At 72.2% G+C, this 20413-nt stretch carries 17 protein-coding genes; 5 read left to right on the top strand and 12 right to left on the bottom strand.

What is annotated here, in order from left to right; all coding sequences use genetic code 11:
• Positions 1-172: 172 nt before the first annotated feature.
• From ACFWBW_RS12510 to ACFWBW_RS12525, 4 genes are all read right to left on the bottom strand, one after another.
• The gene (locus ACFWBW_RS12510; RefSeq protein ID WP_385370998.1) at positions 173-952 is read right to left on the bottom strand and encodes a BTAD domain-containing putative transcriptional regulator; all 780 of its coding nucleotides are present in this window, start codon (positions 950-952) and stop codon (positions 173-175) included.
• Positions 953-1168: 216 nt separating this feature from the next.
• Positions 1169-1942: a ScbR family autoregulator-binding transcription factor gene (locus ACFWBW_RS12515; RefSeq protein ID WP_385371000.1), complete on the bottom strand. Its 774-nt coding sequence runs from the start codon at positions 1940-1942 to the stop codon at positions 1169-1171.
• A gap of 145 nt (positions 1943-2087) precedes the next feature.
• Entirely contained in the window at positions 2088-2870 is a 783-nt protein-coding gene (locus ACFWBW_RS12520; RefSeq protein WP_385371002.1) for an SDR family NAD(P)-dependent oxidoreductase, read from the bottom strand.
• Positions 2871-2929: 59 nt separating this feature from the next.
• Complete coding sequence (locus tag ACFWBW_RS12525) at positions 2930-3625, bottom strand: HAD family phosphatase (protein WP_385371004.1); 696 nt, start codon at positions 3623-3625, stop codon at positions 2930-2932.
• Between the two features lie 384 nt (positions 3626-4009).
• On the opposite strand from ACFWBW_RS12525, the gene ACFWBW_RS12530 reads away from it, so the two are divergent.
• A complete protein-coding gene (locus tag ACFWBW_RS12530; RefSeq protein ID WP_385371006.1) occupies positions 4010-5002 on the top strand; it encodes a ScbA/BarX family gamma-butyrolactone biosynthesis protein in 993 nt (330 codons plus the stop codon).
• Positions 5003-5213: 211 nt separating this feature from the next.
• Complete coding sequence (locus ACFWBW_RS12535; RefSeq protein WP_385371008.1) at positions 5214-6101, top strand: PIG-L family deacetylase; 888 nt, start codon at positions 5214-5216, stop codon at positions 6099-6101.
• A 168-nt stretch (positions 6102-6269) separates the two neighbouring features.
• Here ACFWBW_RS12535 and ACFWBW_RS12540 read toward each other — a convergent pair whose 3' ends face one another.
• Together ACFWBW_RS12540 and ACFWBW_RS12545 are read right to left on the bottom strand one after the other, a co-directional pair.
• A complete protein-coding gene (locus ACFWBW_RS12540) occupies positions 6270-7706 on the bottom strand; it encodes a sensor histidine kinase (RefSeq protein ID WP_385371010.1) in 1437 nt (478 codons plus the stop codon).
• Positions 7703-8389, bottom strand: a complete 687-nt coding sequence (locus tag ACFWBW_RS12545) for a response regulator transcription factor (protein WP_385371012.1) — start codon at positions 8387-8389, stop codon at positions 7703-7705. The genes ACFWBW_RS12540 and ACFWBW_RS12545 overlap by 4 nt, the downstream gene beginning before the upstream one ends.
• A 73-nt stretch (positions 8390-8462) precedes the next feature.
• Here ACFWBW_RS12545 and ACFWBW_RS12550 point away from each other — a divergent pair, with 73 nt between their 5' ends.
• The gene (locus ACFWBW_RS12550; protein ID WP_385371014.1) at positions 8463-9677 is read left to right on the top strand and encodes a glycosyltransferase; all 1215 of its coding nucleotides are present in this window, start codon (positions 8463-8465) and stop codon (positions 9675-9677) included.
• Complete coding sequence (locus ACFWBW_RS12555; RefSeq protein ID WP_385371016.1) at positions 9674-10735, top strand: SDR family NAD(P)-dependent oxidoreductase; 1062 nt, start codon at positions 9674-9676, stop codon at positions 10733-10735. The genes ACFWBW_RS12550 and ACFWBW_RS12555 overlap by 4 nt, the downstream gene beginning before the upstream one ends.
• A gap of 43 nt (positions 10736-10778) precedes the next feature.
• Here ACFWBW_RS12555 and ACFWBW_RS12560 read toward each other — a convergent pair whose 3' ends face one another.
• The 6 genes from ACFWBW_RS12560 to ACFWBW_RS12585 form a co-directional block, all read right to left on the bottom strand.
• Positions 10779-11477: a DUF4328 domain-containing protein gene (locus ACFWBW_RS12560; RefSeq protein WP_385371018.1), complete on the bottom strand. Its 699-nt coding sequence runs from the start codon at positions 11475-11477 to the stop codon at positions 10779-10781.
• Between the two features lie 139 nt (positions 11478-11616).
• Positions 11617-13209, bottom strand: coding sequence for a Na+/H+ antiporter (locus ACFWBW_RS12565; protein ID WP_385371021.1), 1593 nt, complete (start codon positions 13207-13209; stop codon positions 11617-11619).
• A 132-nt stretch (positions 13210-13341) separates the two neighbouring features.
• Positions 13342-13812, bottom strand: a complete 471-nt coding sequence (locus tag ACFWBW_RS12570; protein WP_385371025.1) for a GNAT family N-acetyltransferase — start codon at positions 13810-13812, stop codon at positions 13342-13344.
• Positions 13809-14750, bottom strand: coding sequence for an RluA family pseudouridine synthase (locus ACFWBW_RS12575; RefSeq protein WP_385371027.1), 942 nt, complete (start codon positions 14748-14750; stop codon positions 13809-13811). The genes ACFWBW_RS12570 and ACFWBW_RS12575 overlap by 4 nt, the downstream gene beginning before the upstream one ends.
• 66 nt (positions 14751-14816) lie before the next feature.
• Complete coding sequence (lspA, locus tag ACFWBW_RS12580; protein WP_385371030.1) at positions 14817-15380, bottom strand: signal peptidase II; 564 nt, start codon at positions 15378-15380, stop codon at positions 14817-14819.
• Positions 15381-15650: 270 nt separating this feature from the next.
• Complete coding sequence (locus ACFWBW_RS12585; RefSeq protein ID WP_385371033.1) at positions 15651-16505, bottom strand: TraR/DksA family transcriptional regulator; 855 nt, start codon at positions 16503-16505, stop codon at positions 15651-15653.
• A gap of 617 nt (positions 16506-17122) precedes the next feature.
• On the opposite strand from ACFWBW_RS12585, the gene ileS reads away from it, so the two are divergent.
• Positions 17123-20269 carry an isoleucine--tRNA ligase gene (gene ileS / locus ACFWBW_RS12590; protein ID WP_385371053.1) on the top strand — a complete coding sequence of 1049 codons (3147 nt, stop codon included), beginning with the start codon at positions 17123-17125 and terminating at the stop codon, positions 20267-20269.
• The last annotated feature ends 144 nt before the right edge of the window (positions 20270-20413 follow it).

Here is a 20413-nt window from a genome sequence, read left to right on the forward strand (position 1 = left end):
GGGCCCCCGCACGACCCGGACACCCCCCCCCTCCCTCCCCCCCCCCACGAAGGCGCCGCCGGGCCGGGCATACGGGAGCGGCCGGAGCCGGATGTACGGGAACGGCCCGGGCCGGGCGTACGGGAGCAGCCGGAGCCCGACGTACGGGAACGGCCGGAGCCCGACGCCCCGGTCAGGCCGCCCGGGGAGCCGGGGAGGCGCCCAGCAGGGCGCTGCGGCCCGCGGGCCAGACCACCGTCGCGGGTCCGCCGTTCGGGCGGCGCTCCGCCGCGAGCGAGTGGCCGCGCTGCGGCACCACGCGCCGCCCGGAACGGCGCAGGGCCGCGAAGTACCGCTCGTCGAGGTGCCCGTGGCCGCTGTGCCGGACGAGCAGGACCGAGAGCTCGGCGTCCAGCTCGCAGTGGCGGCCGAGCGCCAGTCCGGCTTCCACCCACTGGCCGAGCACGGCGTGCCGGGTCTCCTCCAGGGCCGCGATGCGCTCGCCGAGCCAGGCCCCCGCGTCGATCCCGGCGAAGGCCGGGCCGGACCACAGGTCCAGGGCTCCGCGCAGCCGGCGGGCCGCCTTCTCGAAGTCCCCGCAGGAGATGGCCCGGTAGCCCGCGCCCGCCTCGCGCTCGAACTCGCGGAAGTCGCAGCGGCCGCCGCCGGTGTCGAGAAGATACCCGCCGGGTACCGCGGACAGCACCGTGTCGGGAGTCCGTACCGCACCCGGACCGGACTGCAGGGCGCCGGCGAACTGCTCGCGGAGCATGCGCACCGCGGCGTGGGCGACGGCCCGGGTGTGCTCGGGCGGGGCGCAGCTGGTCAGCTCGTCGGCCAGTACCGACACGGGCACGACCTGGTCGGCGTGGGCCGCGAGGACCGCCAGTACGTGCCGGGCCTCCGGGGTGGGCGTCGCGATGGGGACCCCGTTCTCGGTGACACGCAGCCCTCCGAGTACGTCAATGTCCACGGTTCCCTCCCTGGAGGCACGACACAGTGACGCTGGGAATCAGAAAAATAATACCCGGAAGGATTTTTTGCAAGCCAATGGAGGGCGAGGGTCCGGACGCACGGAACGAGGCCTCGGACGCCCGGACGCGGACATGCCGATGCCCGGACGGGGACCCCTTTCCGGGCCCGTCCGGGCATCCGCACATCCGTCACCGCCGCCGGCGCCACGCCACCGTCAGGGGCGCGCTCCGCCCGCGCGGCTCTCCTCCTGCACGCCGGCCGCCGAGGGCCACGGATCGGCGTCGACGCCCTCCACCTGCCGGGGCACGCCCGAGACGCAGCCGTAGTCACACGGATGCGTCCCCTGCGGTCCGTACAGCGCCCGCGCCCCCCGGCCCGGGGCCGTGTCCAGCCGGATCGCCAGGGACGGCACCACCAGGTTCGGCATGACATGGGTGTAGAGGGCCGAAACCTGCTCCTCCATGTCCATTCCGAGCATGTGGGACATCATGTTGAGCCCCGCGTAGGACCCGACGATCAGCCGCGCCGGCACGATGGGGTCCACGGTCGCCAGCAGCTCGCCGCGCTCCTTGGCCTCCGTCATCAGCGAGAGGTGGAGGTCTATCCACGCCTCGTAAGGGGAGGCCCGGTCGAGGCTCAGGCCGGTCTGGTCCAGCGTGAGCCGCGCGCTCGCCCGCATCAGGACGTCGTGCCGCAGCCGGTGCGAGAAGATCATCCCGGTGTCCACGAACTCCTGCACCTTGAACGCCTGCGGCATCGCGCGCGGGGCCGAGGCCACCTGGGCGTCGATCACCGCCTGGGCGAGGTGCTCCTTCGAGTCGAAGTGGAAGTAGAGCGCGCCTTTGGTCACCTTGGCGATGTTGACGATGTCCGAGAGCTTGGCCGATTCGTAGCCGCGCTCCTCGAACACCACCGCGGCCGCCTCCAGGATCGCCCGGCGGGTGCGTACCGCACGGTCCTGCTTGACCTGTGGTCGTTCTGTCCTCATGTGATGCGACCTCTCCCGCCCCCATCCGTCATGCCGCTGCTCCCGCCTTCCGGGGCAAGCGGCGGATGGAGTCTTTATCTCCCCCGCCATCCCTCGTACACCGGCGCTTTACATGCCACTGGGTACGTTCTTGCTAAGGGCAGTTTCACACCATGGAGAACCCGCCGTCCACCGGCATCGTCACACCCGTGACGAATGAGGACCTCGCGCTGCAGAGCCAGGCGGCGGCCTCGGCGATCTCCGAGGGCTCCGCGGTTCGCGGCTGCGGCGTCCCCGCGTGCAGCTCGGCCTCGATGCCGGGCACGGCCGCGAACCACTGCTCGACCACCTCGGTGCGGGAGGTTCCGGGCGCGACCGCGTTCACCCGGATGCCCTGGGCGCCGTACTCGGCCGCGGCCGCCTTGGTCAGGCCGATGACCGCGTGCTTGGCCGCGACGTACGGGGCCGCCACCGGGGTGGCGAGCAGCCCGCCGACGCTGCTGTTGTTGACGATCGCTCCCCCGCCGGTCTCCAGCATCGCGGCGATCTCCGGGCGCAGGCAGTTCCACACCCCGCGCACGTTGACTTCCATGATCTCGTCGTAGAGCTGGTCGTCCATCTCGTGCAGCGGCGTACGCCCCACGCCCCAGCCGGCGTTGTTGAAGGCGCAGTCCAGCCGGCCGAACTCCTCGACCGCGCGGGCGACGGCGGCCTCCGCGTCGGCGCGCCGGGTCACGTCCGTCACCACGTACGCCGCCTGCGCGCCCTGCGCCCGCAGCTCCTCGGCGAGCTCCTTGATCCGCTGCTCGCGCCGGGCGGCGAGCACCACCCGGGCGCCCTCCCGCGCGAACACCCGGGCGGCCGCGGCTCCTATGCCACTGCTCGCCCCCGTGATCAGCGCCACCTTGCCCTCCAGTAGGCCGTTCCCCTGCATTGCCGTTCCCTTCATCTCCACGTCCTCGCACTCGGTGCGCCGCCCCGCCCCGGCGGGCACGGGCGGCGGCGGGTTCAGGCCGCGCGGACGACGCCCGCAGCGGCCTCCGCGTCCACCGCGCGCAGCAGCTCCTCGTCGATCTCGCCGAGCGAGCCGACCAGGTTCCGCACTCCGGCTTCGCGCATCTGGCGCCCCTGGAAGCCGTGTTCGAAGGTACTGGGGTGCCCGATGAACGGCACACCCAGGTCGAGGGCCACCTCGGCGACACGTGCCACGTCGTCCACGAACAGCGCCTGGGAGTGGTCGAGTCCGAACCGGTCGACGGTGATCTCGTGGACGCCCGGGCGGAACGTGTCCGTGCTGATGTAGCCGGGGCCGTCGAAGAGGTGCGCGAAGTGCCCCAGATGGCGGTCGAAGTGCTCCTTGTCGAGGCCGCCGTAGCAGACGGTCCGCAGCCCGAGGCCCCGGAGCCGGAGCAGGAGTTCCCGGGCCCCCTCCATCACGTGGAGCGGATGCTCGGCCAGATAGGCGGCGCGCTCCTCGAAGTACACCTCCAGCAGGCGCTCCGGGGCCCAGTCGAGCCCCGCGGCACGGGCCAGGGCCGGGGCCGCGAGCGCCCGGGGCTGAGAGAAGATCTCGCGCTCCACTTCGCCGTCGTAGGTTCCGCCCCGGCGGGTGATGAACGCGTGAATGACCGGGCTGAAGGTGTCGTTGAGCAGGACGCCGTCGATGTTCAGGGCGGCGAGCCGCAGGTGCTGCAGGGGGCGCATGGCGCTCCGATCACGCGGGGGAGGGCCGGCGCAGACGGGTTCTGGACTCCGAATCAGCCGCGACGCGGGCGCACTCGGTAGCCCCCCGAAAAATACCCAGCAGTATCCGCGTTGCTCTGCAGCGGGAAAGATACCGGACGTCAGCTGATTCTCGCCAGGCCGCATGATCTCACTGATGTTCCGTAGCCCACACCACAAAACGGCGCCTGTGCGGATATTTGCCGTAACTCGTGCGCCCTGACGGCAACTTGACCTGTGGCTTGCGTCACTCAGTGCGGACGCAGGCGTACCCCTTCAGCCAAAATCGACCCGATAACCAAACTCGGAAGTACGTACTCTGACGCCCGTAGAGGTTTGCTGCACTCGTCCACGATGAGGGACTTCATGATCACGACCTTGGAACCGACGGACTTCACCACGTCAACTCCGGCCGAGCACTGCGCGTGTAGGGCCCAGACGGACAACAGGCTGGCGGCCACGGTTCCGAGGGCCCTCGTCCACCGGGCGGCAGTCGCCGAGGTCTTCCTCACCGGAATGTGCCGCATCACCGAGGACCGCTTCCACATCAAGGCCCAATGGCCGCGCGGGCACAGCTTCTTCGCCCCCATAGCGGGCTCCCACTACGACCCGATGCTGATCGCCGAGACCATCCGGCAGGTCGGCGCGTACCTGGCCCACGAGGCCTTCGACGTGCCGATCGGACACCAGTTCCTGCTCTGGTCGCTGGAGTACTCCACCGTCCCCGAGCAGCTCGTCTTAGGCGGGGCCCCCGCGGACCTCGACCTCATCGTCACCTGCCCCGAGATAAGACGTCGGGGCAACAGACTCACGGCGCTCACCTACGAGGTGGTGGTCCGTCAGGAGGACCGCGTCGTCGCCACCGGGCGCGTCGGCTACACCGTCACCTCCCCCGCCGTGTACCAGCGGCTGCGTGCCAAGCAGCTGGCCACAGAGCCGGTCTCGGTGCTCGGATCCGCCCCGGTCCCGCCCGCCGAGGTGGGCCGGCTCTCCCCCTTCGACGTGGTCCTCTCCGCGTCTTCCGACCCGCGGGTATGGGAACTGCGCTACGACATCCGCCACCCCGTGCTCTTCGACCACGTCGGCGACCACGTGCCCGGCATGGTCCTCCTGGAAGCCGCCCGCCAGGCCGTGACCATCGGCAGCGAACCCGGTGTCATGCCGGTCTCCGTCATGAGCACCTACCAGCGCTACGCCGAGTTCGGCAGCCCGCTGTGGATCCATGCGGAACGCGCCCCGGCGAACCCGGGCGCCGCCGCGTCCCGGTCGGTCCGGGTGACGGGCTTCCAGGACGGCGAGCAGGTCTTCGAGGCCGTCGTCGTCACCGAGCCGGTCGGGTCCGTTCCGCCGCGCTTCTGACGGGACGAGCCGCCGACGTCCGAACACCGGGCGGCCGTGCCGGGAACACCCGGTACGTCCGCCACGGTTGTACCGACCGGGGACCGGCGCCGCACGGGCGGGGACCACGGAGACCGCGAGGTCGTCCGCCCCACCAGGATCCGGCCCCCGGGATCGCGGCACGTCCGCCGCGCACTCGGACCAAGACGTACGTCCGCAGGAGGACTGTTTCATGGCTGACCGGCCCTTGACGCTCATGGCAGTGCACGCCCACCCCGACGACGAGGCCACCGGAACCGGAGGGGTCCTCGCGCGGTACGCGGCGGAGGGCATCCGCACGGTCCTCGTGACGTGTACCGACGGCCGCTGCGGTGACGGGCCGGGAGGCACCAAGCCGGGCGGTCCCGGTCACGACCCCGAGGCCGTCGCCGCCGTGCGCCGCCGGGAGCTCGACGCGAGCTGTGGCGTCCTGAAGGTCAGCGACCTGGAGACGCTGGACTACGCCGACTCCGGAATGATGGGCTGGCCGAGCAACGACGTCCCCGGATCCTTCTGGCAGACCCCCGTGGAAGAGGGCGCCGCCCGGCTCGCGGAGCTCATGCGGCACTACCGGCCCGACGTGGTCGTCACCTATGACGAGAACGGCTTCTACGGCCACCCCGACCACATCCAGGCCCACCGGATCACGATGGCGGCGCTGGAGATGACCGAGCTGACGCCGAAGGTCTACTGGACGACGATGCCCCACTCGACGATGCGGCGGTTCGGCGAGATCCTGCAAGAGTTCAGCGAGGACACGCAGGACGCGCCGAAGGCGGACCCCGCCGAGGCCTCGGAGACCTCGGAGACCTCCGAATCCGCCGAGCCCTCCGAGTCCTCCGCGATGGCCGACATCGGCCTCCCCGACGACGAGATCTCCACGTGGGTGGACACCCTCGCCTACAGCGGTCAGAAGTTCGACGCGCTGGCCGCACACGCCAGTCAGGGCGAGGGCATCTTCTTCCTCAAGATGGGCAAGGAGAAGTTCGGCGAGCTGATGGGCACGGAGACCTTCGTACGCGTCAAGGACTCCACCGGGGCGGCCCTGCCCGAGAACGACCTCTTCGCCGGCCTGCGCTGACCCGCCCGCCGGGGGTGGCGCGGTGAGGGGAGCGGGGGCGGGGAGCGGGCCGGGCCCGATCCGGAACACAGGCCCGCGGGCCGGGCAGGATCCGAAAGATTCGGCCTAGGGCCTGTCGTCAAACTCCTGCCTGCCTCGCGGGCGACGACGGGGGTTTGACGACAGGCCCTAGCCCCGGGCCGCGAACGTCAGCCGGAACAGCGCGCCCCCGCCCGGGGCGGCCTCGGCCACCAGCTCCGCCTCGTGCGCCCGCGCGATCTGCCGGGCCATCGCCAGCCCGAGCCCCGACCCGGGCAGGGCCCGCGCCGCCCCCGCCCGGTAGAACCGGTCGAAGACGTAGGGCAGATCCGCCTCCGAGATCCCCGGCCCGTGATCCCGTACGGTCACCTCCGCGCGGCCGTCCCCCCGAACGGCCAGCGCCACCTCCACCTCCGCTCCCCCCGGGCTGAACTTCGCCGCGTTGTCCAGCAGGTTCCCCAGCAGCCGGCTGAGCCGCGCCGGGACCCCGGGAACCACCACCTCCCCCTCCTCCCGGGACGACGACGGTGACGGTGACGGCGTCCGCACCCGGAAGGCCACCCCCGGCCAGTGCGCCCGTGCGGCCCCCGCGCAGTACTCCACCAGCGGAGCCAGCCGCACCTGTTCCACCAGCAGCTGCGGCTCCTCGTCGCGGGCCAGCTCGATCAGGTCGTTGACCAGCCCCGTCACCTCCCGCAACTGCCGCCCGAGCGCCAGCGAGGCCCGCTCCCGCTGCTCCGCCGTCAGCCGGTCGCCCCGCGCGAGCAGCTCAGCGTTCGTCCGCAGCGCGGTCAGCGGGGTCCGCAGCTCGTGCGAGGCGTCCGCTACGAGCCTGCGCTGCGCGGTGACGGACTGTTCCAGTTCCCCCAGCATGGTGTTGAAGCTCCCGGCGAGCCGGGTGACCTCGTCCTCGCGGCCCCGCCCCGGAGGCGGCAGTTCGATCCGGTGCCTCGGGTCCCGCGTGGCGGCGATCCGCTCGGCGGTGGCAGTGAGCCGGGTGACCGGCGCCAGGCCCGTGCGCGCGACCCAGTAGCCGAGCACCGCGGCCAGCAGCACTCCGGCGGCCGCGGTGACGGCGAGCCGGCGGGCGGCCCGGTCGATGCCGGTCTCCACCGAGTCGGAGCGTACGGCGACCTGGAGGGCACGGTCCTTGAGGAAGTCGGTGGTGAGCATCCGCGCGGGATGCCCCTCGACGACGATGTCCGTGTAGAAGGGGGCCCGCTCCCGCAGGGCCACCAGCCGGGTGGCCGGGGCCACGGGCATCCGGTACGCGCCTTCCCCGCCCCCGCCCCCCGGGTCCTTCCGCGGGTCGGCCGGGACGATCTGGACGCAGGCCGGCGCGGCCAGGTACCGGCAGTCCCAGGCAGCGGTCCCGGGCGGGGAGTCACCGTACTGCTTCGCGGCGAGCCGGGCGGCCTGGGTGAGGCTCAGGTCGAGCTGCTGGTAGAGCGCGGCCCGCCCCTCCAGGAAGGCGGCGGTGCACACGCCGAGCGCGACGAAGGCCACCGCCGCCGTGACGGCCAGCGCCAGCCGGGTCCGCAGCGGCCGCCTGCGCCGCCACCGCGCTCCGCTCCCCCGCCGGCTCACGCGGCGTCCAGCCGGTAGCCGACGCCGTGCACGGTGTGCACCAGCCGGGGCTCACCGCCGGCCTCGAGCTTGCGGCGCAGGTATCCGACGTAGACGGCAAGGGAGTTGGAGTCCGGCCCGAAGTCGCGGCCCCACACCAGCTCCAGGACGAGCTCGCGCGGCAGCACCTGCCCGGGGTGGCGCATGAGCAGTTCGAGCAGCGCCGACTCGGTGCGGCTGAACTCCAGCGGCCGCTCGCCGCGCCGCCCGGTGCGGGTGGCGGGGTCGAGCACGAGGTCCCCGTACTCGAGCAGCGCCCGTCCCCCGGCCGGATCGTCGGGGGCTGCCCGCCGCAGGAGGGCCCGTACCCGGGCCACGAGCTCGTCGAGCGCGAACGGTTTGACCAGGTAGTCGTCGGCGCCGGCCTCCAGCCCGTCGACCCGGTCGCTCACCGCGTCCAGGGCCGTGAGGACGAGGACGGGCGTACGGTCGCCCACCGCGCGCAGCTGCCGGCACACGGCGAGCCCGTCCAGCACCGGCATCATCACGTCGAGGACCACCGCGTCCGGCTGCCAGAGCGCCACCTCGGACAGCGCGGCCAGCCCGTCCGCCGCGCCGCGCACCTCGTACCCCTCGACGGCGAGGCCGTCCTCGACGGCGGCCCGCACCTCGGGCTCGTCGTCCACCACCAGAATCCGCTGCATGTACCAAAGCCTCCCAAATGCTCCGGGAGAACCTCTTAGAACCTTCTTAGGGCGCACCGGAAGGCTTGCGTCCATGACCTCCTCACCCTCACGCTCCGCCTCGCCCCGGTCCTCGTACCGGCCGCTGTCCGTCGTGATCGGCGCGGGCGGCACCGGCGGCCACATCTATCCCGGCCTCGCCCTGGCGGAGGCGCTGCGCGCCGCCGTCCCCGACGCCGTGGTCTCCTTCATCGGTACCGAACGCGGCCTGGAGACCGAGCTGATCCCGGCCGCCGGCTACCGCCTGCACACCGTGGACATGATCCCCTTCGACCCGGCGCTGGGCGCCAAGCGCTACCTCCTGCCGGCGGCTCTGCTGCGCTCGGCCGGGCAGGCGCGGGCCGTGATCCGGGCGCAGGGCGCGCAGGTGGCCGTCGGCATGGGCGGCTATCCGAGCGCGCCCGCCGTGCTCGGGGCCCGGCTGGCCGGGCTGCCGGCGGTCATCCACGAGTCCAACGCGGTACCGGGCCGGGCCAACCAGTTCGCGGCCCGCCTCACCCCGCACATGGCCGTGGCCTTCGACCGCAGCCGGGAGCACCTGGCGGGCGGGGCGCGGGCGCTGACCACCGGAATGCCCATCTCCGCGGCGCTGTCGGGCCTCGCCGAACTGTCCCGCCCCGAGCGGGCGGTCCTGCGCACCGAGGCCCGGCGGGAGCTCGGGGTGCCGGACGGGCGGCGGCTGGTGGTGTTCAACGGCGGCAGCCTGGGCGCCGTACGCCTGACCTCGGCCGCGGCCGGGCTGGCCGCCGCATGGCAGACGCGCGAGGACGTACAGCTGCTGATCAAGACGGGTCCGGCTGCGCTCGCGGACACCGTGGCCGGGCTGTCCGCCTCGGGCGGGCGGCGGATCGCACGGGCCGTGCCCTACCTGGACCGGATGGACCTGGTCTACGCGGCCGCCGACCTGGTGGTGTGCCGGGCGGGCTCGGCCACGGTGGCGGAGCTCGCGGCCACCGGGGTGCCCGCGGTGCTGGTTCCCTACCCGCACGCCCCGGGCGACCACCAGACCCACAACGCCCGGGTGCTCTCCGACGCGGGCGCCGGCCTGCTGCTGGCGGACGCCGAGGCCACGGCCGGCCGCCTCGCGGAGCTGCTCGCCCCGCTGCTGGCCGACCCGGCGCGGCTCGCCGCGATGGCCGGCGCGGCAGACCCGGGCCCGCACGCCCGGGCCGCCGAACTGCTGGCCTCGCAGGTCCTGCGGGTCGCCGGCTTCCCCTCCTTCTCCCCCACTCCCCTGGAGCTCGTATGACCACGCCCACGCCCACGTCCACGTCCGCGCTCGCTTCCACGCCCGCGCCCACGTCCACGCCCACGTCCGACTGGACCGGCCGGACCGTCCTCGTCACGGGCGCCGAGGGCTTCATCGGCTCCACCCTCGTCGACCTGCTGGTCGCGCGGGGCGCGAAGGTGCGCGCCTTCGTGCACTACAAGCCGTACGCGGAGAAGGGCCACCTGGCCCGCTACCTGGCCGACCCGGGCAGCCCCGTGGAGATGTGGGCCGGCGACGTCCGCGACGCGGGCCGGGTCAGCGACGCGGTGGCCGGCTGCGACACGGTCTTCCACCTGGCGGCACTGATCGGGATCCCGTACAGCTACGCCTCGCCCGGCGCGTACGTCCAGACCAACGTCACCGGGACCGAGAACATGGCCGAGGCCTGCCGCCGCCACGGCGTGCGCCGCCTCGTCCACACCTCCACCAGCGAGGTCTACGGGACGGCCCTGACGGCCCCGATCTCCGAAAGCCACCCGCTCCAGCCGCAGTCCCCGTACTCCGCTTCGAAGATCGGCGCCGACATGACGGCGTTGTCCTTCCACCACGCGTTCGAACTGCCGGTGACGGTGGTCCGGCCGTTCAACACCTACGGCCCGCGCCAGTCGGCCCGCGCGGTCATCCCCACCATCCTCGCCCAGCTCCACTCGGGCGCCCGGGAGGTCCGCCTGGGCTCCCTGGCCCCGACCCGGGACTTCACCTACGTGACCGACACCGCGGCCGGCTTCCTCGCGGTCGCGGAGTGCGACCGGGCCCTGGGCGAGGTGGTCAACCTCGGCACCGGGGAGGAGATCTCCATCGGTGACCTGGCCCGGGCCCTGATCACGGCCTCGGGCCGGGACGCGGAAGTGGTCGTCGACCCGGCCCGGCTGCGCCCCTCGGGCAGCGAGGTCCAGCGCCTGCTGTCGGACAACTCCCGGGCCCGCGACTGGGCCGGCTGGAAGCCCGAGGTCTCCCTCCAGGAGGGCCTGACCCGCACCTCGGAGTGGATAGCCGCCCACCTCCACCTCTTCGCCCCGGACCGCTACCAGGTCTGAGGCGGAGCCCCGGTGGCCGGAACCACGTCCGGCCACCGGCGGGTCAGGCGGCGGCGTTCGGCCCCTGGATGGCCTTGACCTTCTGCAGCGCGGTCAGCCTGCACACGAAGACGATGGCCAGGACGGCGGCCGCGGCAATGGCCAGATCCGAGATCGCGCGGAGGGCGAAGGCGTCGAGCAACTCCGCGTCCGTCCCGGCCGGGTGCCGGAAGCCGACGAAGAGCCTGAACACCCAGCTGCCGGCGAACACCACCCACCAGGCGGTCACCAGGGCACCCGAGTTCGGGCGGAAGGAGCCGTCGGGCGCGTTCTGGGCGCTTGCTTCCCAGGTCTCCCGCGCCACCCGGTACGGAAGCACGAAGTTCGCGATCGGGACGAACCACCCGCCGATGGCCCAGCCGGCGGACTGGCTGAATCCGTCGGGACGGAACACCTGGCCGTTGAGGCGGACCCGGTGGAACCACATGAGGAAGACCACGACCAGGGCCAGGTTGAGGTACTTCTGCCCGACGATGATCAGGGACTGGAGGGAATCGACCAGGTCGAGGTCCGCCTGCTCCAGGCCGGCGGGATCGGCGATCACCTGCGTCATCAGCTGCCGGGCGCGGTAGTCGACCGTCACGGAGAAGAGACCGAGCACGGCTGCGAGGGACAGCAGCAGGGTCAGCGCCGTCGCCGGCCCCTGCGGGGAACGAAGCTCCCCGACAGGCTGCGGCAATGGCGTCGCGGACAACTGGGACATGACGAAGTACCCCCCACGGGAACGTATGACACATAAAAGGGGCCACCCGACGGGCGGCCCGAGCCCGACCGAAGATAAGCCATGCCCGAGCCCACCGCCTACGCCTTCCCATTGCGCGGGCGAACATGGAAATCCACGGCTACGGGCTGCGCAGACTGCGCACGTCCAAGTGCCGCAGCACCCGGTCGACGATCTCCGGGTCCGCGCCCGGCTCGCTGCGCGCGGCCAGCACCTCGTGCCGGGCGGCGGACATCATCTCCCGCTGGATGCGCTGCACGTCGCGGATCCGCTCCACCCGCTTCGCGTACGCCTCCCGCCGCTCCTCGTCGACCATGTCGGGGCTGATCCGGGCGCCCACGTCGTACGCCCTGCGGTAGAGCACCTCCACCAGGTCCTCGGGCAGGTCCTCCACCTCCTCGATCTCCTTCAACCGCCGCTTCGCGGCTTTGGCGGCGCGGATCGCCAGGGCGCGGGCGATCTCCGCCTCCGCGTCCGAGTCGGCCTCCACACCGAGCCGGCGGACCAGCCACGGCAGGGTCAGCCCCTGGACCACCAGGGTGGTCATGATCACGGCGAAGGCGATGAAGACGATCTCCTGCCGGGCCGGGAAGGGATCTCCCGCGTCCGTCTCGAAGGGAATGGCGAGCGCCAGCGCCACGGAGGCCACTCCCCGCATGCCCGCCCACCACATGACCACGGACTCCCGCCAGCTCAGCGGGATCTCCTCGTCGTAGTCGCGCCGCGAGTGGAGCCGCTTCGCGAGCCAGCCGGCCGGCAGCAGCCACACCAGCCGTACGCCGACCACCACCGCGACCACGGCCGCCGCCCACCCGGCCATCTCCCAGGCGCGGCCGCCGGCCGCCCCGAACACGTGGTGCAGCTCCAGCCCGATCAGTCCGAAGGCGACACCGGTGACCAGCATGTCGACGACCTCCCAGAACGTGTGCCCGGCGAGCCGGCCCAGCACGTCGTCGGCGTCGGTCGCGTACTCGGCGAGGAACAGCGCCGTGGTCAGCACGGCCAGCACCCCGGAGCCCCGGAACTCCTCCGCCACCACGTACGCCACGAACGGCACGAGCAGCGTCAGCCCGATCTGGAGCGTGGCATCGCCGAGCCGTCCCATGAGCCGGTTGGCGGCCCAGCCGAGCCCGAGTCCCACCGCGACGGCCACGACGGCCGACAGCACGAACTCGCCGAGCGCCTCCGGCCACGAGAAGGTGCCGCTGACGGCGGCGGCGATGGCCACGTGGTAGAGCACGATGGCGGTGACGTCGTTGAAGAGCCCCTCGCCCTCCAGGATCGACACCATGCGCCGGGGCAGTCCGAGCGATCCGGCCACGGCGGTGGCGGCGACGGGGTCGGGCGGGGCGACGAGCGCGCCGAGCGCGACGGCCGCCGCGATCGAGAGCCCTGGCACCAGGGCGTGCGCGGTGAAGGCGACGGCCGCGGTGGTGACGAAGACGAGGGCGACGGCGAGCAGCAGGATGGGCCGCACATTGGCGGCGAACTGCCGCCAGGAGGTCCGCTGCACGGAGGCGTACAGCAGCGGAGGCAGCACCAGCGGCAGGATGTACTCGGGCGGGATGTCGACATTGGGCACCACGGGCACCAGGGCGAGCACCACCCCGCCGAGCGTCATCAACACCGGCGAGGGCAACCCCAGCCGGTCCCCGAGCGGCACCGTCACCACGGCCCCGAGCAACAGCACGAACAACAGCAGGAGCTGATCCACTCCCACACACTGCCAGCCCACCACCCCCGCCACCGCGGACCGAACCACGTGTCGGCCCCCACCGACACATCCAGCCCCACCGGCGCCTGAGGTGGGGGACGGCCCCGCAGGGCTGCGCGCACCCCGGCCGGGCTACGGCAAAGCGCGCCGCATCGACCGGTGCGGAATCCCCGCGTCCTCGAACTCCGGCCCGTAGGCCGCGTACCCGAGCCGCTCGTAGAACCCCATCGCATGGGTCTGCGCGCCCAGGTCAACGGCCGCAAGGCCCAGCCGAACCGCCTCGGCCTCGATCGCCCGCACCAGCAGGGCCCCCACCCCGAGCCCGCGCGCGGACTTGGCGACGGCCAGCCGCCCGAGCGAGCCGACCTCCGGGGAGCCCGTCTTGCCGAGGGCCCGCGGCCCGTACAGCAGCCGGCCGGTGCCCAGCGGTGCCCCGTCCGGCCCCTCGGCCAGCACGTGCACCGCGATCTCGTCGTACGCGTCGTACTCGATCGACTCGGGCACCGACTGCTCGACCACGAAGACCTCGGTCCGCACGGCGAAGCAGGCCTTCAGGTCCGCCTCGGTGGCGACGACCCGCACAACAACACCACCGGCAGTCACTCGCTCTCCTTGCGGATCACGTCCAGCGCGTTCTGCAGGTCCGCCGGGTACGTGCTCGCGAACTCGACCCACTGCCCGTCCGAAGGGTGCTCGAACCCGAGCCGCACCGCGTGCAGCCACTGCCGCGTGAGCCCGAGGCGCTTGGCGACGGTCGGGTCGGCCCCGTAGGTCAGGTCGCCGACGCAGGGGTGCTTGTGGGCGGCCATGTGCACGCGGATCTGGTGCGTGCGGCCGGTCTCCAGCTTGATGTCCAGCAGCGAGGCGGCGCGGAAGGCCTCGATCAGGTCGTAGTGCGTGACGGAGGGCTTGCCCTCCTGGGTCACGGCCCACTTGTAGTCGGCGCTGGGGTGCCGACCGATCGGCGCGTCGATGGTGCCGCTCATCGGGTCCGGGTGGCCCTGCACCAGCGCGTGGTAGCGCTTGTCGACGACCCGCTCGCGGAACTGGTTCTTCAGCGAGGTGTACGCGCGCTCCGACTTCGCGACGGCCATCAGGCCGGACGTGCCGACGTCGAGCCGGTGCACGATGCCCTGGCGCTCGGAGGCGCCGGAGGTGGAGATGCGGTAGCCGGCGGCGGCGAGGCCGCCGATCACGGTGGTGCCGGTCCAGCCGGGGCTGGGGTGGGCGGCGACGCCGACCGGCTTCATGATGACGACGATGTCGTCGTCGTCATGGACGATCTCCATGCCGGGGACGGGCTCGGCCACGAGCTCGACCTTCCGGGGCGGCTCGGGCATCTCGACTTCGAGCCAGGCGCCACCGTGCACACGCTCGGACTTCCCGACGACACTGCCGTCGACCAGCACCTTTCCCGCGGCCGCGAGTTCGGCCGCCTTCGTCCGGGAAAAACCGAACATACGGGCGATAGCGGCGTCGACGCGCTCGCCCTCGAGGCCATCGGGTACGGGCAGGGTGCGGATCTCGGGAATCGTACTCACCTGTCGAGTATGCAGGACTCGACAGAAGACCATTCCCGCGATCAGCCCTCGGACCCCTTTGCCGGCTCAGTCCTTGTGGACGGTGCCGTCCGGGTCGAGGCCCCTGAAGGACAGCAGGACGATCAGGATCCCGCCGCACACGATCGCCGAGTCCGCGAGGTTGAAGACGGCGAAGTGGGCGGGCGCGATGAAGTCGACGACCGCTCCGCGGAAGACGCCCGGCGAGCGGAAGATGCGGTCGGTCAGGTTGCCCAGCGCCCCGCCCAGCAGCAGACCCAGCGCGATCGCCCAGGGGAGGCTGTACAGCTTCCGCGCGAGCCGCACGATCACCACGATGACGGTGGCGGCGATGCAGGTGAAGATGATCGTGAAGGCCTCGCCGAAGCCGAAGGCGGCGCCGGGGTTGCGGATCGCGTCGAACTTCAGCAGGTCTCCGACGACCTGGATCGACGGCTGGTGCTCCAGCTTCGCGACGACCAGCATCTTGCTGCCCAGATCGACGAGGTAGGCGATCAGCGCCACGACGAGCAGCGCGACGATCCGCCGCTGCCCCTTGGGCGCCGCGGGTTCGGGCTGGGCGCCGTCTTCCCCGACCTCCGGCGTACCGATGATGCGCTCCGCCTCTGCCACGTGAGTCCCTCGAACTAGCTCGAACCAGGTTGTTGGACGGCACCGCGTCGGCCGACCCGCCAGGTTCCTGGACCCTGACGGACACGAGAGTACGTCAGGGCACCCTCCGGCCGCCGCCCCGGCCGGACCTCGAACCGCGCCCGCCGGGGCCCTCCGGGGCCCTCCGGGCGCCCTCCGAGGCCCTCCGGGCGCCCTCCGAGGCCCTCCGGGCGCCCTCCGAGGCCCTCCGGGCGCCCTCCGGGGCCCGCCCGGCCCCGGCTCAGCCCCCGCTCAGTGCCGCCGCTCCTGCTTCTGCTTGCAGTCCACGCACAGCGTGGCCCGCGGGAAGGCCTGCATCCGCGCCTTGCCGATGGGCTGGCCGCAGTTCTCGCAGAGGCCGTACGTGCCCGCCTCCAGCCGTTCCAGCGCGCGCTCGGTCTGCTCCAGCATCGAGTTGGCGTTCGCGGCGAGGGCCAGTTCGGATTCCCGGGTGATGTTCTTGGTCCCGGTGTCGGCCTGGTCGTCGCCCGCGCCGTCGCCGGAGTCCCGCATCAGCCCGGAGATGGCCGCGTCGGAGGCCTGGAGCTCGGCGCGCAGCCGCAGCACCTCGCTCTCCAGCTCGGCCCGCGCCTCGGCGACCTCCGCCGGGGTCCAGGGGTCCTCGCCGGGCCGTACGGCGAGCTCGCCGGGCGCCAGGCCCGCCGTGCCCCGCGCCTTGGGCAGCCCGCTGGTCGCGGCCGTGGCCGTCTTCCTGGCCGTGCCGGTGCTCTTCTTGGCAACCACTTTCCGGGCTCCCGTCTCGTGCGCGGCCTGCGCCGCCCCCTCGGCCCCGGCCGTCTTGGCCGTGGCCTTCTTCGCGGCGGTCTTCTTGACCGCCGTCTTCTTGACGGCGGCCGTCGCCTCGGCGGGCGCCTTTCCGGCTGCCGCCTTCTTCGTGCCGGCGGCCTTCGTCCCGGCCGCCGCCGCCTTGGTGCCGGCTGCCGCCTTCTTCGTGGCCGCCGCCTTCTTCCCGGCGGCGGCGCCTTCCACCGGTCCGGCCTCCGGATCCGGGGCCGCCACCTCCGTCACCGACTCCTGCGCCGGCTTCTCCGCAGCCTTCCCGACAGCCTTCTTGGCAGTACTCCCGGCGGTCTTCTTCGCCACCATGGCCGCGGCCCCTTCACATACTGTGATCATTGCTCGCGAATCGTGCCGGAACGATAAATCGACTCCGGCCCCGCGGCAACGGGGCACGCGTCCATCGAGGTCAACCTGCATCCGTTGTGCCCAGCGGGGAGCCCGGTAATCCGCCCCACCCGCCCCACGGCACCCCGGAGCGGCCCGTCGGCCCATTCGGGTCAATCCGAGCCCGGCCCGAGTCCGGGCCCGAGCCCCGGTCCGCGCTCCGGTCCGCGCCCCGCCCGGACCCCCGCGCCACGCCCCGTAAACCGGTCTGCCGACCCGCCCCCCGGCCCGTACACTGGGCCCAGCGAGAAGCATGGATGGGGACGAGTAGCGTCGGACGCAGCCAGGAGCGACCCGGGGACGGTGAGAGCCCGGGGGCGAGCGCGATGCGAAGGATCACCCCGGAGCCGCCGGAAGAAAGCCCCACGGGTTCCCGTAGGGCGAGTAGAACCGGCTTCGCACCCCAATGAGGGGGCCCACGGACCACAGGTCCGCAGGCCAAGGAGGGTGGTACCGCGGGAGCAGTCCCTGATCTTCAGGGCATGGCCCTCGTCCCTCCGGACGGAAGTGACACCCCGCCGGAGGAAGAGTTCAGCCTCATGACCACACCGCCGCAGTACCGCCCGGTACCCGCCCAGGTCGACCTGCCTGCCCTTGAGCACGCGGTCCTCGACTTCTGGCGCGAGAGCAAGACCTTCGCCAAGACCCTGGAGCAGTCCGAGGGACGCCCCGAGTGGGTCTTCTACGAGGGCCCGCCCACCGCGAACGGCATGCCCGGCGCGCACCACATCGAGGCCCGCGTCTTCAAGGACGTCTTCCCCCGCTTCCGCACCATGCGCGGCTACCACGTGGCCCGCAAGGCCGGCTGGGACTGCCACGGCCTGCCCGTCGAGCTCGCCGTCGAGAAGGAGCTGGGCTTCAACGGCAAGAAGGACATCGAGGCGTACGGCATCGCCGAGTTCAACGCCAAGTGCCGCGAGTCGGTGACCCGCCACACCGACGCGTTCACCGAGCTCACGAACCGGATGGGCTACTGGGTCGACCTCGACGACGCCTACCGCACCATGGACCCCGAGTACGTCGAGTCCGTGTGGTGGTCGCTGAAGGAGATCTTCAACAAGGGCCTGCTCACCCAGGACCACCGCGTCGCCCCCTGGTGCCCCCGCTGCGGCACCGGCCTCTCGGACCACGAGCTGGCCCAGGGTTACGAGACGGTCGTCGACCCCTCGGTCTACGTCCGCTTCCCGCTCACCTCCGGCCCCCTCGCGGGCCAGGCGGCGCTGGTCGTCTGGACGACCACCCCCTGGACCCTGGTCTCCAACACCGCCGTGGCCGCGCACCCGGACGTCACGTACGTCGTCGCGACCAACGGTGAGGAGAAGCTGGTCGTCGCCCAGCCGCTGCTGGAGAAGTCCCTCGGCGAGGGCTGGGAGGCCACCGGCGAGTCCTTCACGGGCAAGGAGATGGAGCGCTGGACCTACCAGCGCCCCTTCGACCTGGTCGAGTTCCCGGCCGAGGCCCACTACATCGTGAACGCCGAGTACGTCACGACCGAGGACGGCACCGGTCTGGTCCACCAGTCCCCCGCCTTCGGCGCCGACGACCTCGCGGTCTGCCGCGCGTACGGCCTGCCCGTCGTGAACCCGGTCCGCCCCGACGGCACCTTCGAGGAGGACGTCCCGCTGGTCGGCGGGGTCTTCTTCAAGAAGGCCGACGAGAAGCTGACCGCCGACCTCGAAGCGCGCGGCCTGCTCTTCAAGCACATCGCCTACGAGCACAGCTACCCGCACTGCTGGCGCTGCCACACCGCCCTGCTCTACTACGCGCAGCCGTCCTGGTACGTCCGCACCACCGCCGTCAAGGACGCGATGCTGCGGGAGAACGAGAAGACCAACTGGTTCCCGGACTCCGTCAAGCAGGGCCGCTTCGGCGACTGGCTGAACAACAACATCGACTGGGCCCTGTCCCGCAACCGCTACTGGGGCACCCCGCTGCCCATCTGGCGCTGCGAGGAGAACCACCTCACCTGTGTCGGCTCCCTCGCGGAGCTGAGCGACCTGACGGGCACGGACCAGTCGAACCTGGACCCGCACCGCCCGTACATCGACGAGGTCACCTTCCCCTGCACGGCGGAGGGCTGCACCCTCACCTCCGTCCGCGTGCCGGAGGTCATCGACGCCTGGTACGACTCGGGTTCGATGCCGTTCGCGCAGTGGGGCTACCCGCACAAGAACAAGGAGATCTTCGAGAAGCGCTACCCGGCGCAGTTCATCTCGGAGGCCATCGACCAGACCCGCGGGTGGTTCTACACCCTGATGGCGGTCGGCACCCTCGTCTTCGACAAGTCCTCCTACGAGAACGTGGTCTGTCTGGGCCACATCCTCGCCGAGGACGGCCGCAAGATGTCCAAGCACCTGGGCAACACCCTCGAGCCGATCCAGCTGATGGACACTCACGGTGCGGACGCCGTCCGCTGGTTCATGGCGGCGGGCGGTTCCCCGTGGGCGGCGCGCCGCGTCGGCCACGGCACGATCCAGGAGGTCGTCCGCAAGACGCTCCTCACCTACTGGAACACGGTCGCCTTCCAGGCCCTGTACGCCCGCACCTCGAACTGGGCCCCGTCGGCCTCCGACCCGGCGCCGGCGGACCGCACGGTCCTGGACCGCTGGCTGCTCTCGGAGCTCCACACCCTCACCACCGAGGTCACGGAGGCGATGGAGTCCTACGACACCCAGCGCGCCGGCAAGCTCCTCTCCTCCTTCGTGGACGACCTCTCCAACTGGTACGTCCGCCGCTCGCGGCGCCGCTTCTGGCAGGGCGACGCGGCCGCGCTGCGCACGCTGCACGAGGTCGTGGAGACGGTCACCCGCCTCCTCGCCCCCCTCACCCCCTTCATCACGGAGCGGGTCTGGCAGGACATGGTCGTCCCGGTCACCCCGGACGCCCCGGAGTCGGTGCACCTGACCACGTGGCCGGTCCCGGACGCCTCGGCGATCGACCCGGAGCTGTCCCGGCAGATGCAGCTGGTACGCCGCCTCGTGGAGCTGGGCCGCGCGACGCGGGCCGAGTCGGGCGTGAAGACCCGACAGCCGCTGTCCCGCGCGCTGGTCGCCGTATCGGGCTTCGAGACCCTCTCCCCCGAGCTGCACTCCCAGATCACGGAGGAGCTGAACGTCTCCTCGCTGGCCTCCCTCTCGGAGGTCGGCGGGTCCCTGGTCGACACCACGGCCAAGGCGAACTTCCGCGCGCTCGGCAAGCGCTTCGGCAAGGGCGTGCAGGACGTGGCGAAGGCGGTGGCCGCGGCCGACGCGGCGGCGCTGTCCCTGGCCCTGCGCTCCGGCTCCGCCGAGATCGAGGTGGACGGCTCGCCCGTCACCCTCACCCCGGAGGAGGTCATCATCACGGAGACCCCGCGCGAGGGCTGGTCGGTGGCGTCCGACTCCGGCGCGACGGTCGCCCTGGACCTGGAGATCACTCCGGAGCTCCGCCTGGCCGGCCTGGCCCGTGACGCGATCCGCCTGATCCAGGAGGCCCGGAAGAACTCCGGCCTCGACGTCGCGGACCGCATCGCCCTGCGCTGGTCCACGTCGGACCCGGAGCTGGTGACGGCCCTGACGGACCACGCGTCCCTCATCGCCGACGAGGTCCTGGCCACGGACTACGCCTCCGGCGACGCGGACGCCTCGTACGGCGACCCGTTCGAGGACGAGCCCCTCGGCCTGACCTTCCGCCTCCGCAAGGCGTAACCCTTCGGCCCTGTGGCCCGGCGCCCCCTGAGGGGTGTCGGGCCACAGCTGTTTCCCTCCCCGCCCCCCCCTTTCTCCCTTTTCCCGGCTCTGCCCTCACCCAGTCCTCCAACAACAGAGGGGGGGGGAGAACCACCCGGAGAC

Source organism: Streptomyces sp. NPDC059957 (genome assembly GCF_042730015.1).
Taxonomy (GTDB): Bacteria; Actinomycetota; Actinomycetes; order Streptomycetales; family Streptomycetaceae; genus Streptomyces.